The following is a 14,045-nucleotide window of genomic DNA, read 5'->3' as shown; positions in this document are numbered from 1 at the left end:
CCGCTTGGCCGGTGGACATCCCAAGTTTTGTCTGATACATCCGCGCCCTCAAGGTTAAGGGCGTGTGCGTTTCGCCATCCCCTTTGACTTACCAGAATTCAAATCCGATCCACTGAAGAGGATGCCGCGTGCAGGTTCTCGTTCGCGATAACAATGTCGATCAAGCCCTCAAGGCGCTGAAGAAGAAGATGCAGCGCGAGGGTATTTTCCGCGAGATGAAGCTCCGCGGTCACTACGAAAAGCCCTCCGAGAAGAAGGCCCGCGAAAAGGCCGAAGCCGTGCGTCGCGCACGCAAGCTGGCCCGTAAGAAGCTGCAGCGCGAAGGCCTGCTGCCGATGAAGCCGAAGCCGGTGTTCGGCGCCGGCCCCGGCGGTGATCGTGGCGGTCGCGGTGGCCCTGGTGCTGGTGCAGGTGCAAGTGCTGGTCCGCGCGGACCGCGCTGATTTACCAAACTTGAGAGACTTCAGTTTTTGATAACGCGGGCCCCTGGCCCGCGTTATTGTTTGTGAACGGTGCCTTCCTGGGATGGGGCACTACCGATGCGGCACCAGCGCGAGCGAACCGTAGATGGCCTCCCCTTTCCCCAAGCGCGGCTTGGCGCGGTTACGCCAGATCTTGCTGCAGCCGTTTGCGCTGGCCTTGATGGGGATTTCGCTGTGCGGCTGCTCCTTCGACCTGGGATCGCTGACGCCGGAGAAGGAGAAGCCGCAGGAGGCACCCAAGGCAGCTGCGACCGCCGAAAACGTGGTCAGCGCCGGCAATGTCAGTGAGGCCCAGGCCCATACGGCAAAGGCCCAGGCCCTGGCAAAGTCCGGCGAGACGGCGGCCGCGCTCGAGGAGCTCAATCACGCGGTCGGACTCGATCCCTACAATGCGCAGGCGCTCTATGGCCGCGCCCTGATCTACCAGGGCAAGAACCAGCACGATTTCGCGATCGCCGATTTCAGCGCCGCGAGCGGCCTAAACCCGCAAAAGGTCGAGCCGCTGCTCGGCCGCGCCATCAGCTATCTCGCCCTCGGCAAGGTCAAGGAGGCAGCGGCCGACCTGGATGAGGCTTCCGAGGCCGATCCCCACAATGCCCAGGTCTGGACCATACGCGGGCAAGCCTATGAACGGCTGGGCGACAGGACCAAGGCGGCGGCGTCCTACACCAAGGCGGTCTCGCTTCGTCCACGCGACGACGTCGCCCGCAGCGGCCTCGCCCGCGTCGGCGGCTGACGATTCTGCCGCAGCGCAGGCGCCGTCTTAATCCGGGGTGACACTCTTCGGCAGAACGGAATGGAACATGGACTTGACGCCCGACAGCATGTCGTCGGCGACATTGGTCTTCGGCCGCGGCATGGACGCGCCGGCATCGGCGCGCAGATCGAGCGGGGGCGCGATCATCGGGACCGGAATATCAGCCGGGGGCGTCAGCCGATTCGGGTTCTCGTTGCCGACCGAGGCCGTGTAGGGCGGGCTCGCCTGCGATGAGCCGCCGTTGCCATAGGCCTCGGCTGCGGGTGTCGAGACCGTGATCGGCGGCGGCAACGGACGCACCGATGACGTATCCACGGGAATGATACGCGGGGCCTCCGGGGTGCGGGCGGCTTCACGCACTGCAGGCTCCTGAATCTTCTCGGGCGACTTGGTCTCGGAAGACTTGGTCTCGGAAGACTTGTTGTCGGAAGCCTTTGTGTCGGAAGCCTTTGTGTCGGAAGCTTTGGCCTCAGCCGCTTTGCTCTCAGGCGACTTGCGCAGGCGCTCGATCGCGGCGCGCACGAGATCGTTGGCGTCGGGGGTTGCGGCCGGCGCGGCAGGAGCCGGCGCCGAATTGGCCTCCACCACCGGGGTGGCGGGAGCGGGTGCACTGACGGCCGGGGTGGACTTGGCAACCGCCTTCTCGCGCGCGGACGGCTTGCCGCGCGCCACGGCCTCGGGCGGTGCCACGTCCGCCGTCGACTTCTCAGTTGTCTTGGGCTCAGCACCCGGCTGATCGGCAGTCTTCTCGGCCGCCGGCTTGTCCGTCACCTTCTTCTCGGAAATGCCCTTGGCCTTGACGCCGGGCGCGGGGAGGTTGGCCACATCGGCGGGCTTGCCGTTCTTGCCAGCCTCGGCGGGCGCCGTCACGGCCGCGGGTGCATCCGCCGCCGGCTTGGCGTTGATGTAATGATTAACGATGTACGCCCCGATGATCGTTGCGAGCACCGAGGGGAAGATGTCCATCGAGATTTTAGCAATGTATTTCAGCATTCCGGCCACTCCCCGCGCGATCTGATGCGGGAACTTTGAGGCATAGTGAGGGATCAACTGCGACAGATCAATGGCAAAGGGGTACGCCGGAATTACGGCTTCAGCTCGACCTCAAGGAACACGATCTCGGTTGCGGTTTCGTTAAGCACGTCGTGCTGAACGCCGGCCTTGCGAAAATAGGATTTCCCAGCCGCAAGCTGTGCTTTGGACCGCTCGCCATTGGGTGCCACGATGGTCATTTCCCCTGCGACCACGGGAACAATGACGTAGTCCATGCCGTGGGTGTGATGGCCGGTGGCGCTGTTTGGCGCGAGCCGCCACTCGGTCACCCGAACCTGGTCATTGTCGATCTGAACCTCGGACTCGGCGGCAATCATCGGAACTCTCCTGGGGCATCATCCGGAAAACCGGTTCAGGCACGAAAACCATGAACACATAGACGGCAAATACCACCATATGGACCAGCCCGAACAGGACATTGGTCCTGCTCGTACCGAAGGTCAGCATGCTCAGGAAGAAGGTCAGGAGCAAAAGCACGCTGCCGTGGCCGCTGAGGCCGCGCGTGAGTTCCTTGTCGAGTGCATAGGTGGCGACACCGACCGCCGGGATAGTCAGCCCGATGGTGGCCAGCGACGAGCCGAGCGCGAGGTTGATGCTCTTCTGGAGGTCGTTCTTGCGGACCGCCGAGACGGCCGCGACGCCTTCCGGCAGCAGGATCAGGAGCGCGACCAGAAGTCCGGCAAAGGCAGGCGGCGCACCGATCCTGGCCGCGACGGCATCGACTACCAGCGAGAATTTCTTGGACAGCAACACGACCGCCAGCAGCGCAATCAGCAGCAGCACGACACTGAGCACCAAGGTCCGGCCCGACAGATGCGCCTCGCACGGCCAGCGCCGGAAAGATCCAGGCCGACCGAGGCATCGGATTGTGCGCGCTTATCCATCGGCTCCAATTGTCTCAGTCGAGCAGTAGCAAATCGGGCGGCAGATTCAATGCCAGCGCAGGATCGGAGCGAACGGCAGCAGCGTCAGCAGCACGAACAGCGGGATCAGCACCGCGCTGGCGCGCACGAAATAACCGAAGAAGCTCGGCATCTCGATCCCGTTCTCGCTTGCGATGCTGCTCACCATGAAATTCGGCGCATTGCCGATATAGGTGAGCGCGCCCATGTAGACTGCGCCCATGGAGATGGAAGCGAGCGTGCCCGAGAGCTCATGCATCAGCACCTGCGGGTCGCCGCCGGCGAGCTCGAAGAACAACAGATAGGTCGGCGCATTGTCGAGAAACGCCGACATCAGACCGGTGAACCAGAAATAGGCAACCTCGCGCGGCGTGCCGTCCGGCCCTGTCACGGCCGACAACAGCCAGGCGAACGCGCCGTGATGGCCGGCATCCAGCATGGCGATGACCGGGATGATCGCGATAAAAATGCCGGCGAACAGCTTCGCGACTTCGCGGATCGGCTCCCAGGTGAAGCCGTTGGCCTGCCTGTGCTCGTCCGGCGTCAACCACACCGACAGGGCCGCTATGGCCAGCAGCGCCGCGTTGCGGACGATGTCTTCCAGCTCCAGCCTGGTTCCGAGAACGTCGAAGGCGATGCCGGGCTTCCACATCGCCGAGGCCAGCAGGCTCGCGACGACGGCCGCGATCAGCACCAGGTTGACGAGGCCGCGGATGCGGACCGGCTTCGCGGCGCCGACAGCGCCGGGCAAGGGTTCGCTGCGGAAGCGCCAGACGTCGATGACGACGAAGATCGCGAGCAGCAGTCCGGCAACGATCGCCGTCTGCAGCCAGATGGTCCGCGTGGTCCAGAAGAAGTCGACGCCATGCAGGAAGCCGACGAACAGCGGGGGATCGCCGAGCGGGCTCAGCGCGCCGCCGACATTGGCGACCAGGATGATGAAGAAGATGACGACATGGGCGTTGTAGCGCCGCGGCCGGTTGGCGCGGATCAGAGGGCGGATCAGGATCATGGCCGCCCCCGTGGTGCCGACGACGCTCGCCATCACCGTACCGAGCGCGAGGATGCCGGCATTTGATGCCGGCGTCGCCTTGATGTCGCCCGTCACGAGAATGCCGCCAGCCACGACATAGAGCGAGAACAGCAGCACGATGAAGCCGAGATATTCGGCGAGCATGGCGTGAACGAGCGCGGCCAACGTCGCCATGCTCCCGGCAAGGATGACGAGCGAGGCGAGTGCCAGCAGCGACCAGGCCGCGGCGATCTTGCCGTAATGGTGGTGCCAGACTTTTGCAAACAGCAGCGGCCCGAGCGCGATCGACAGCAGCAGGCCGGCAAAGGGCAGCGCATAGGGCCAGCCCATCACCGCCCCGTCGAGCCCGGTCGCCGCCCATGCGTGCTGTGGCAACAACACGACGAGGATCGCGGCGATAAACCCGCTCCCGCGCCGAACGAAAAGTCGTCTAGAAAGCAATGAAGCGCCTCGCCGTTTCAATCGCACCGAACGCATCGAGATTATCGTGTCCGCCGCCCGCAAAGCGAACGAACTGTTTCGGTTCATGCGCGAGCACGAACAGACGCTCTCCGAACACGATGGAAATGGCAAGGTCATCGGTGCCATGCATCACCAATAGCGGCACAGTGACGCGCGGGATGCGCTCGTCGGAATGAAATGGATCGCGCATCAGCAGACGCACCGGAACGTACCAGAACGATGAAGCTGCAATATCGGCCGTCGATGTATAGGGCGCTTCCAGGATGAGTTTTCCAACACGATGCTCCGAGGCGACCGCGACCGCCACGCCGGTCCCGAGTGAAAAGCCCCAGGCGACGATTCGCTCCGCCGCGTAGCGCGCAGTGGTGAAGGCGTAGGCGGCCGCGGCATCGCGCAGCAGGCCGGCCTCACTCGGCGCCCCGCTTGAGCCGGCATAGCCGCGATAGGACAGCGCGACGAGGCCGGTGCCGTCCGCCGTCATGGCCTTGAGGCGGCTGACGCGACCGGCGAGATAATCGCCATTGCCCGGAAAATACAGGATCACGGGACGGCCTTGCTTCGCCGGCACGTGCCAGACGATGACCTTCTCGCCATCGGAGGTGGTCAGGACGTGCTCTTCGGCCTCAGGGAGGCCTGCGGCGTCCGGCGCTGTGCGACCGACGGGCGGGATCGGAAACAGCATCTCGCGCTGCCTGACATACAGCACGAGGAGACCGGCGAAATAGACGGTCACGAGCAGGATGGCGATCCACTTGACGATGGTCATGATGACGCGGCCCGGCCCCCGTTCAGGGCTTTGCAGCAGCTCCGCAGCAATTTCATGACACCGCCCGAGGCGACCCCGGAACGCTGAGGCGCCCGCACGCCACCTGCTGAGCGGCGTACCATGCGACGCGCTGCTCGCGCGTCGCATTCGCAATGGTCGGTTTGTCTCCGCGTTACATCGCCTTGACGATGTTCTCGGTGACCTTCTTGGCGTCGCCGAGCAGCATCATGGTGTTGTCGCGATAGAACAGCGGATTGTCGATGCCGGCATAGCCCGAGGCGAGCGAGCGCTTGATGAACATCACGGTTCCGGCCTTCCAGACCTGGAGCACGGGCATGCCGTAGATCGGCGAGGTCTTGTCCTCTTCGGCCGCCGGATTGGTGACGTCGTTGGCGCCGATCACGAAAGCAATGTCGGCCTGCGCGAATTCGGAGTTGATGTCCTCGAGCTCGAACACCTCGTCATAGGGCACATTGGCTTCGGCCAGCAGCACGTTCATGTGGCCGGGCATGCGGCCGGCGACCGGGTGAATGGCGTATTTCACCTCGACGCCTTCCTTCTTCAGGATGTCGCCCATTTCGCGTAGCGCATGCTGGGCCTGCGCCACCGCCATGCCGTAGCCCGGCACGATGATGACCTTCTGCGCGTTCTTCATGATGAAGGCGGCATCGTCGGCCGAGCCGAGCTTGGCCGGCTTCTGCTCGCCGCCGCCACCGGCGGCCGCCGCGGTCTCGCCGCCGAAGCCGCCGAGGATGACCGAGATGAAAGAGCGGTTCATCGCGTGGCACATGATGTAGGACAGGATCGCGCCGCTTGATCCCACCAGCGCGCCGGTAATGATCAGCGCGGAATTGCCGAGGGTGAAGCCGATGCCGGCCGCGGCCCAGCCCGAGTACGAGTTCAGCATCGAAATGACGACCGGCATGTCGGCGCCGCCGATCGGGATGATCATGAGGACGCCGAGCGCCAGCGCGATGATGACGATCAGCCAGAAGTCGAGCGCGCTGCCCGACATCACCAGCCCGACGATGAAGACGACAAGGGCGATCGCGAGCGCGATGTTGATGAAGTGGCGGAACGGCAGGATGATCGGGGCGCCGCTCATGCGCGCGGACAGCTTCAGGAACGCGATCACCGAACCGGTGAAGGTCAGCGCGCCGATGGCGACGCCGAGCGACATCTCGACCAGGCTCTGCGGATGGATGTTGCCGGGGCTGCCGATGTCGAAGGCCTCCGGCGCGTAGAACGCACCGGCGGCGACCAGCACCGCGGCCATGCCGACCAACGAATGGAACGCGGCGACCAGTTCCGGCATCGAGGTCATCGGCACGCGGCGCGCGATCACCGCGCCGACGCTGCCGCCGATCGCAATGCCAAGGATCACGAGGATCCAGGCGAGGCCGTCCGCCGGCGGATGGCTGGCCAGCGTGGTGGCGACCGCGATCGCCATGCCGATCATGCCGAAGAAATTGCCCTGCCGCGATGTGGCGGGGCTGGACAGCCCGCGCAGTGACAGGATGAACAGCACACCCGCCACGAGATACAGAACTGCAGCCAGATTGGCGTTCATCTCAGGTCCCCTTTGTCTTTGTCACCCCGAGGTGCACGCCGCTCACTTCACCTTCTTCTTGTACATCGCCAGCATGCGCTGGGTGACAAGGAAGCCGCCGAAGATATTCACGCAGGCGAAAATGAGCGCGATGAAGCCGAAGCCGCGCGCCCAGCCTGAGCCGCTCGAGATCATGCCGACGCCGACCGCGAGCAGCGCTCCGACCACGATCACCGAGGAGATCGCATTGGTCACGCTCATCAGCGGCGTATGCAGCGCCGGGGTCACCGACCACACCACGAAATACCCGACGAAGACGGCGAGAACGAAGATCGACAGCCGGAAGACGAAGGGATCGACGACTTGTGCGATATGCTCCATGACGGCTCTCCTTACGCTTTCGGCTGGAAATTCGGGTGGATGACGGCGCCGTCCCTGGTCAGCGCGGTCGCCTTGACGAGTTCGTCGTCCCAGTTCACGGCCAGCGCCTTGCTGGTCTTGTCGACCATCGTCTCGATGAAGTTGAACAAATTGCGCGCGTAGAGGCTGGAGGCCGACGCCGCGACGCGGCCGGCGATGTTGGTGTAGCCGACGATCTTGATGCCATCGACCTCGGCGACCTCGCCCGCCTTGACGCCTTCGACATTGCCGCCGCGCTCGACAGCGAGATCGACCAGCACCGATCCCGGCTTCATCGACTTGACCATGTCGGCCGTAACGAGCCTCGGCGCAGGCCGGCCCGGAATCAGCGCGGTGGTGATCACGATGTCCTGCTTCTTGATGTGCTCGGCGGTGAGCGCGGCCTGCTTGGCCTGGTACTCCTTGGACATTTCCTTCGCGTAGCCGCCGGCGGTCTGCGCGTTCTTGAATTCCTCGTCCTCGACGGCGAGGAATTTTGCACCGAGCGATTCGACCTGCTCCTTGGTGGCGGGCCGGACGTCGGTCGCGGTGACGACGGCGCCGAGACGGCGCGCGGTCGCGATCGCCTGGAGGCCGGCGACGCCGACGCCCATCACGAACACTTTGGCGGCGGGCACCGTGCCGGCCGCGGTCATCATCATCGGGAAGGCGCGTCCGAAGGCCTCGGCGCCCTCGATCACGGCGCGGTAGCCGGCGAGGTTGGCCTGCGAGGACAGCACGTCCATCACCTGCGCGCGCGTGATGCGCGGCATCAATTCCATCGCGAAGGCGGAGACGCCGGCATCGGCGATCGTCTTCAGCGCGGCCTCGTTGCCGTAGGGGTCCATGATGGCGATGACGAGCGCGCCGCGCTTGTACTGGGCCAACTCGGAGGCTTCGGGGCGCTTCACCTTGATGATGATGTCGGCGTCCTTCAGCGCGTCGGCGCTGACGGTGGCGCCCACGGCGGTGAATTCGGAATCCGGCAGACCCGACTTGAGGCCGGCGCCCGGCTCGATGGCGATCTCGGCGCCTAACGCCTTGAACTTCTTCACCGTATCCGGCGAAGCGGCGACCCGCGGCTCCGACGGATCGATTTCCTTGGCAACGGCGATCTTCATAGGCCCTCCGGCGACGCGGGAAAGAGCGCGCACGCGAACTTAGCGTTACTCCCGCAACGTTGGATACCGGTTTTCAATCCGGCTTGATTGCAAATTTTATGGGCACCGACGACGCTGGCGGTGCTGCAGGCAGTGGATCAGGTCAGGAAGATCGCCATCAGGATCACGATGAGCGCGACCGAGACCGTGCCGTACTTCACCAGCTTGATGAAGCCCTCGTAGGTCTGCTCGTGGGCAACGTAGTCGTTGCCGTCGGCGGTGCTGTACGCCACTTCGCTATGGTCGGCCATGAATTGTCCCCAGTCGAAAGTCGAATTTCATGGCTGGGATACCGCAAACTTTCGGGCAGGGCAACGGCAGGCAGGCGCGGTTTCCCGGCAAATCAGGTCATTTGGAATTCCGATTGGCGGGAATTCGGCTCAGACCGGTATTCCGCCCGTCAGAGGCGATCTCCGATGCCACGAGCCGAAGGCCTCTCAGCGCAGACCGAGCGCACGGCGGACTGCGCCGATCGGCTCCACCTTGCTGTCGCAGAAGTTTCGCTTTGCGCAGCGTTCTCCCGGAACGTTGACGACGATCGCATCCGCGCCGGCATCCTCAGTGAGAAATCCGTGCGTCATGTGGAAACCCAGCGCGCGGTAGACCTCGAACTGCTCCTCCGAGAAGAACTGGTCACCGGTGGTTTCGTGCGGGAAGGTGTCGTTGCGGCGTGCATAGTCGCGGATGTAGTCGTTCTCGTCTCCGGTCAGGGACGATTTGATGTACACGAGGTACCCCTTCTCCCCCGAGCCGTAGTCGATTGTGCCGACCGCCACGTGCGGTCCGCCCGCCGCGCGCCGGGCCGCTGCCGGGGATTTGGTTGCGTTGCATTTCATCCACTCGAGCGTCGTGTTGCGGATCGGCGTCCACGGCAGGTCGATGATGATCCCGAGATCAATGCGCGCATAACGCTGCAGCGTCACCAGCGACGAGAAATTCATCGGCGCATCGGCTTCGGCGTCAACCGCGATGATCACCTTGCAGCGTCGTCGCAATAACTCGTAGACACCGAGATTCTCGATGTGTCCGCCGTCCGTCAGATAGACCGCATCGGCATTCTCGTAGAGCCGGCCCGAGATCTCAGACCATAAAAACAAGGGGGTTGAGTGGTGCTGCGGCTTGTCCTTTGTCGAGACCCAGCGCGGGTTCTTCAACCAGTACCCCAGGCGCACATTGAGGAGCGCCAGGGTCGGGGTCAGCGAGCGGATCGACCCCGAGCCCATGTTCGACGAAGCGGCGGCCCCGGAGATCGCCATCGCGGTCGCAAGATCGAGGCCCGGCGCGACCTTCTCGAAGGCCGGTGTATTCGCATAGCCGGTGGCCTCGCTGCCGACGTGCAGCGGCGAGAATATGAAGAAATCCGCGTTCCGTCCCCGCCGATTGGCGAAGTCGGATCCCTGGATGTTCAGCGCGGCGTTGATGATGGGATATGGCGAGGCCAGGCTGCATCTTTTCGATGTCGTGACCGTCATCGCTCCCGCTGGATCGACGCCGTAGTCCAACTGATGCAGCAGACCGCTCAGCTTCTCCTCGTCGAGCGGAAGGAAATCCCTCCCCTGGTCCAGGCTCGGCATGTTCCGCGACGGCTCCCCGTCGGCGTAATAGAGCGGATTGAACAAGAAGGCCTTGCTGAGGCGATCGCGATAGAGCCGGTGCAACGAATTGGCATTCGGCCCGAGAACCCACGACAGGCCGAACAGGGCCGAGCCCGACAAGAAGTAGAGCAGCACCATCCGCCAGCTGACAGAGTTGCCGAACTGGTACTTCGACCACGTGAATGTCTCCGGGGACTGCAATGACGCAACGGAAAACAGCCATGCGGGGATGTGCGAGATCGGCCCCACCGGCTTGGAGACGACGGCCTTCGCTTCGCCGTTGGTGATCTCGGCCGAGAGCTTGCGCGTCGCCGAGTCGAACTGGACATTTCCCTTGACGTCGACACCGGCCGCGGGCGGCACAGGTTGCACGCCAGCCGCTCCCCACTCCTCGATCATGGGGTATTGGCGGTAGACGGCGTCGAGCGCCTTGTCGTTCGCGATGCCCCAATAGCAAAGATAGAGATATCCGACCCAGATCAGTAAGGGCAGCGCCAGTCCCGCGACAAGCACGGCTGCTTTCGCCGCATGGGCCAGCAGGCGTGAGCCCAGGTCCGAGGCGCCGGCGCCCTTCAGCAGGTCGGCGAATTGCTGCCGGAACAGCGTGACGGCCGCCGCAACCGGCGCAGTGATGGCCGCAAGCGATTGGACCCACTTGATTGCGACGCCCCCAACGATGCCGCCGGACTGGATCGTGTTGGCGTCGGCGACATCGAACATCTGGGCGATCATGAAGGGCTGGAATTCGAAGAAGCAGATGACGGCAAGCAGAACGAGATAGGTCGCGCCGACAGTCGACGGATAGCCGCGGAATTCACCTCTCTTGGTCGACGAAATCGAGCGCAGCACCGCCCAGCCGAAGAAAAGCGCGAGGCCGAGCAGGACCGCTGCAAGCGAAAGGCCAAAATGATCGACGTTCAGGCAGCTGGCGATCGCACAGATGAGACCCATCGCAAACGCAAGACCGGCCAGGTACCGAAACAGCTCGCGCCGCCCCACATTGAAAAGGCGCCCGACCAACAAAAGCAGCAAGGCCGCAACAAGGCCGACAAGAAAGTAGGCAGGCACCAATCCCAGGCTGGAGAGGGGACCAAGATTGTGGGTGTCGTCGACGCTCAGCCCGAAGAAATTGGTCGTATAGAGTGACGAGCGTGCGGCGTTGGACAGGATCGTGATCACGGCAACGAGCAGTACGACCGGCAGCGTCAGGCTCAGATTGGCAACGAGTCCACGCACGACGATTGCGACGCCGGTGATCAGATCTCGCGCGCCGGCCGGAACGAGGTAGTTCGAATAGTTCCGGATATGGCCCACCGCAGGCGTGTCACTGATCTCATTGGCGCTCTCGGCTCCGGGTGTCGGCGTGCTTCCGAAGACGAAATTCTGCGCCCGCGTCATGGTCGCCGTGAACGAACAGCCGGTGTAACCGCCACCCGATACGGTCGACAGATAGTCGATGTGCCTGATCAGCCCGTGGTGATTGAAAGCCTGCAAGACGCCGAGGCAGATTGCGGAGGATCGGATCCCGCCGCCTGACAGCGCAAGGCCGACCGTGTCGATCGCCTTTTCGTCGCCAGGGTACGCAACGGGATCCATGCCCTGGGCGAGGCGGCGGTTGTTGATGGCTGCGAGCTCGCGCTTGACGATCTTGCGGTGCTGCGTCCCCCACAGTTGCTGTTCTTCGACAGCCCGCGGCGGCTCCACCTTGGGGTCTGGGGCACTGATCCTGGCCATGTTCGCCTCCTTGGCCGAGCACACCACGACGATCAACAATCATAGATTGCATTGCAGGTCGAAACCGCCTTGCAAGAATTAGTCTGGCCCCAGGCACAAACGTTCAATGTGCAGGACGGGATCTATACAACCCCGCCCCGCCCGTCGTTGGAACAACGGGACCTTCGGACAGCCGACCCAACCCGCTCGCTGCAGCGCCGAAGACGGCTCGCCTTCAGCCCATCGCTTCCAGCTCGTCGATCATACCGGCGATGACGCTCAGGCCGCCGTCCCAGAACTTTGGATCCTTGGCATCGAGCCCGAACGGCCGCAGCAGTTCGGAATAATGCTTGGTGCCGCCGGCGGCGAGCATGTCGAGATAACGTTCAGCGAATCCCTCGGCCGCATTCTCGTAGACGGCGTAGAGCGAGTTCACGAGACAATCGCCGAACGCATAGGCGTAGACGTAGAACGGAGAATGGATGAAGTGCGGGATGTACATCCAGTAGTTCTCGTAGCCCGCTTTGATTTCGATTGCCGGCCCCAGGCTCTCGCCCTGCACAGAGAGCCAGATCTCGCCGAGCCGCGTCGCGGTGAGCTCGCCGTTCTTGCGCTCGGTGTGGACCGCGCGCTCGAAGGAATAGAACGCGATCTGCCGCACCACGGTGTTGATCATGTCCTCGACCTTGCCGGCGAGCAGCGCCTGGCGCTGCTTTGCGCTCCTGGTCTGCGCCAGCAGCCGCCGGAAGGTCAGCATCTCGCCGAACACGCTCGCGGTCTCCGCCAGCGTCAGCGGCGTCGGCGCCATCAATGCGCCGTTCCTGGCCGCCAGCACCTGGTGCACGCCGTGGCCGAGCTCATGGGCGAGCGTCATCACGTCGCGTGGCTTGCCCTGGTAGTTCATCAGCACGTAGGGGTGCGCGGACGGCGTGGTCGGATGCGAGAAGGCCCCCGGCGCCTTGCCCGGGCGCACCGGCGCGTCGATCCAGCGGTCGGTGAAGAAGCGCTCGGCGATGTCAGCCATCTTTGGCGAGAAGCCGCGATAGGCGGTGAGCACCATGTTTCGCGCGTCGCCCCAGCCGATCACGTCGGTCGCAGCAAAGGGCAGCGGCGCGTTGCGGTCCCAATAGGCCAGGCGCTTCCTGCCGAACCAGCGTGCCTTCAGCGCGTAGTAGCGATGCGACAATTTTGGATAGGCCGCGCGGACCGAGGCGACCAGCGCATCCACCACCTCGCGCTCGACCCGGTTATTCAGATGCCGGGAATCCGCGACGTCCTTGAAGCCGCGCCAGCTGTCGGAGATGTCCTTGTCCTTGGCCAGGGTGTTCGTGATCAGCGCAAAGGTGCGCTCATTGGCCTTGAAAGTCTTTGCGAGCGCCTCTGCCGCGGTCTTGCGCTTGGCGCCGTCGCGGTCCTGCAACAGATTGAGCGTTGGCTCGATCGCGAGATCCTTGGGCCCGACCTTGAAGCGCAAGCCCGAGATGGTCTGGTCGAACAGCCGGTTGAAGGCGGAATAGCCGGTCTGCGCCTTCTCCAGGAAGAGCTGCTCGAGCTTGTCGTCGAGCTGGTACGGCTTCTCCTTGCGCAGATCCTCGATCCAGGGACGGTAGTGCGCGAGCTCGGTGGCCTGCATCGCGCGGTTCAAAATATCGTCATCGATGCGATTGAGCTCGAGCGCGAAGAACAGCAGATGTGTCGATGCCGCCGTCAGGCGCTCGGAAACGTCGCCGTAAAACTTTGAAATCTTGGGGTCCACGCTGTCGCCGGCATGAACGAGGCCAGCGTACGAGCCGAGCCGGCCGGCGAGGTCGTCGATCGCCTCATAGCGTCGCACGGCTTCAGCGAGCCATTTTCCGCCATCTTCCTTTGCTGTTCCTGTTGCGAGCTTGCCCTTGTAGTCCGTCTCGAACGCGACGCAATCGGCATCCATCTTTGCGAGATCGCGCGCCACTTCCGGTGCATCGATCCCGGAATAGAGGTCGGCGAGATTCCACACCGGAAGCTTGCCGGTCTTGCTCGCAGGCTTTGCGGGTGAAGGCTTGGCAAGCGAAGACTTGGCGGGTGAATGCTTGGAGGGTTTTGCCTTGGCTGTCTTGGTGTTCGGCTTGCGAAGAGCGGGCTTGCTGATGGCGGACTTCTTAACTGCAGGCTTGGAGCGCGAATTCATTGTGTGG

General features: G+C 63.7%; 12 protein-coding genes and 1 pseudogene. 2 read left to right on the top strand and 11 right to left on the bottom strand.

Annotated elements, in window-relative coordinates; genetic code table 11:
* Positions 1-128: 128 nt before the first annotated feature.
* The gene (rpsU, locus tag N551_RS0131830) at positions 129-443 is read left to right on the top strand and encodes a 30S ribosomal protein S21 (protein WP_007614218.1); all 315 of its coding nucleotides are present in this window, start codon (positions 129-131) and stop codon (positions 441-443) included.
* 124 nt (positions 444-567) lie between these two features.
* Positions 568-1,218: a tetratricopeptide repeat protein gene (locus N551_RS0131825; RefSeq protein ID WP_027570362.1), complete on the top strand. Its 651-nt coding sequence runs from the start codon at positions 568-570 to the stop codon at positions 1,216-1,218.
* A gap of 27 nt (positions 1,219-1,245) precedes the next feature.
* On the opposite strand, the gene N551_RS0131820 is transcribed toward N551_RS0131825, so the two are convergent.
* From N551_RS0131820 to N551_RS0131770, 11 genes and pseudogenes are all read right to left on the bottom strand, one after another.
* Positions 1,246-2,232, bottom strand: a complete 987-nt coding sequence (locus tag N551_RS0131820; protein ID WP_027570361.1) for a hypothetical protein — start codon at positions 2,230-2,232, stop codon at positions 1,246-1,248.
* 92 nt (positions 2,233-2,324) lie between these two features.
* Complete coding sequence (locus N551_RS0131815) at positions 2,325-2,609, bottom strand: cupin domain-containing protein (protein ID WP_027570360.1); 285 nt, start codon at positions 2,607-2,609, stop codon at positions 2,325-2,327.
* 37 nt (positions 2,610-2,646) lie between these two features.
* Positions 2,647-3,111, bottom strand: a pseudogene (locus N551_RS36435) (ionic transporter y4hA); the annotation flags it as partial.
* Between the two features lie 111 nt (positions 3,112-3,222).
* Complete coding sequence (locus N551_RS0131805; RefSeq protein ID WP_027570359.1) at positions 3,223-4,704, bottom strand: sodium:proton antiporter; 1,482 nt, start codon at positions 4,702-4,704, stop codon at positions 3,223-3,225.
* Complete coding sequence (locus N551_RS0131800; protein WP_027570358.1) at positions 4,658-5,455, bottom strand: alpha/beta hydrolase; 798 nt, start codon at positions 5,453-5,455, stop codon at positions 4,658-4,660. Before N551_RS0131800 ends, N551_RS0131805 begins: the two co-directional genes overlap by 47 nt.
* Positions 5,456-5,627: 172 nt before the next feature.
* Complete coding sequence (locus N551_RS0131795) at positions 5,628-7,025, bottom strand: NAD(P)(+) transhydrogenase (Re/Si-specific) subunit beta (protein ID WP_027570357.1); 1,398 nt, start codon at positions 7,023-7,025, stop codon at positions 5,628-5,630.
* 42 nt (positions 7,026-7,067) lie between these two features.
* Positions 7,068-7,385 (bottom strand): proton-translocating transhydrogenase family protein, encoded by a 318-nt coding sequence (locus N551_RS0131790; RefSeq protein ID WP_007596278.1) that lies wholly within the window; start codon positions 7,383-7,385, stop codon positions 7,068-7,070.
* An 11-nt stretch (positions 7,386-7,396) separates the two neighbouring features.
* The gene (locus N551_RS0131785; protein WP_027570356.1) at positions 7,397-8,524 is read right to left on the bottom strand and encodes a Re/Si-specific NAD(P)(+) transhydrogenase subunit alpha; all 1,128 of its coding nucleotides are present in this window, start codon (positions 8,522-8,524) and stop codon (positions 7,397-7,399) included.
* 137 nt (positions 8,525-8,661) lie between these two features.
* Positions 8,662-8,814, bottom strand: coding sequence for an aa3-type cytochrome c oxidase subunit IV (locus tag N551_RS0131780; RefSeq protein ID WP_007596280.1), 153 nt, complete (start codon positions 8,812-8,814; stop codon positions 8,662-8,664).
* A 186-nt stretch (positions 8,815-9,000) separates the two neighbouring features.
* Entirely contained in the window at positions 9,001-11,892 is a 2,892-nt protein-coding gene (locus N551_RS0131775; protein ID WP_027570355.1) for a cell division protein, read from the bottom strand.
* A 214-nt stretch (positions 11,893-12,106) separates the two neighbouring features.
* Entirely contained in the window at positions 12,107-14,038 is a 1,932-nt protein-coding gene (locus tag N551_RS0131770; RefSeq protein ID WP_027570354.1) for a M3 family oligoendopeptidase, read from the bottom strand.
* Positions 14,039-14,045: the final 7 nt, after the last annotated feature.

Origin of the sequence: Bradyrhizobium sp. URHA0013, from assembly GCF_000518345.1 — a bacterium.
Taxonomy (GTDB): Bacteria; Pseudomonadota; Alphaproteobacteria; order Rhizobiales; family Xanthobacteraceae; genus Bradyrhizobium.
The sequence above is the reverse complement of the archived record's forward strand: the minus strand, read 5'-3'. Positions and strand labels throughout refer to the sequence as shown.

Coding starts and splice junctions, on each gene's coding strand:
- N551_RS0131825 (WP_027570362.1), top strand. CDS start 568: ATGGCCTCCCCTTTCCCCAAGCGCGGCTTGGCGCGGTTACGCCAGATC.
- N551_RS0131820 (WP_027570361.1), bottom strand. CDS start 2,232: ATGCTGAAATACATTGCTAAAATCTCGATGGACATCTTCCCCTCGGTG.
- N551_RS0131815 (WP_027570360.1), bottom strand. CDS start 2,609: ATGATTGCCGCCGAGTCCGAGGTTCAGATCGACAATGACCAGGTTCGG.
- N551_RS0131805 (WP_027570359.1), bottom strand. CDS start 4,704: ATGCGTTCGGTGCGATTGAAACGGCGAGGCGCTTCATTGCTTTCTAGA.
- N551_RS0131800 (WP_027570358.1), bottom strand. CDS start 5,455: ATGACCATCGTCAAGTGGATCGCCATCCTGCTCGTGACCGTCTATTTC.
- N551_RS0131795 (WP_027570357.1), bottom strand. CDS start 7,025: ATGAACGCCAATCTGGCTGCAGTTCTGTATCTCGTGGCGGGTGTGCTG.
- N551_RS0131790 (WP_007596278.1), bottom strand. CDS start 7,385: ATGGAGCATATCGCACAAGTCGTCGATCCCTTCGTCTTCCGGCTGTCG.
- N551_RS0131785 (WP_027570356.1), bottom strand. CDS start 8,524: ATGAAGATCGCCGTTGCCAAGGAAATCGATCCGTCGGAGCCGCGGGTC.
- N551_RS0131780 (WP_007596280.1), bottom strand. CDS start 8,814: ATGGCCGACCATAGCGAAGTGGCGTACAGCACCGCCGACGGCAACGAC.
- N551_RS0131775 (WP_027570355.1), bottom strand. CDS start 11,892: ATGGCCAGGATCAGTGCCCCAGACCCCAAGGTGGAGCCGCCGCGGGCT.
- N551_RS0131770 (WP_027570354.1), bottom strand. CDS start 14,038: ATGAATTCGCGCTCCAAGCCTGCAGTTAAGAAGTCCGCCATCAGCAAG.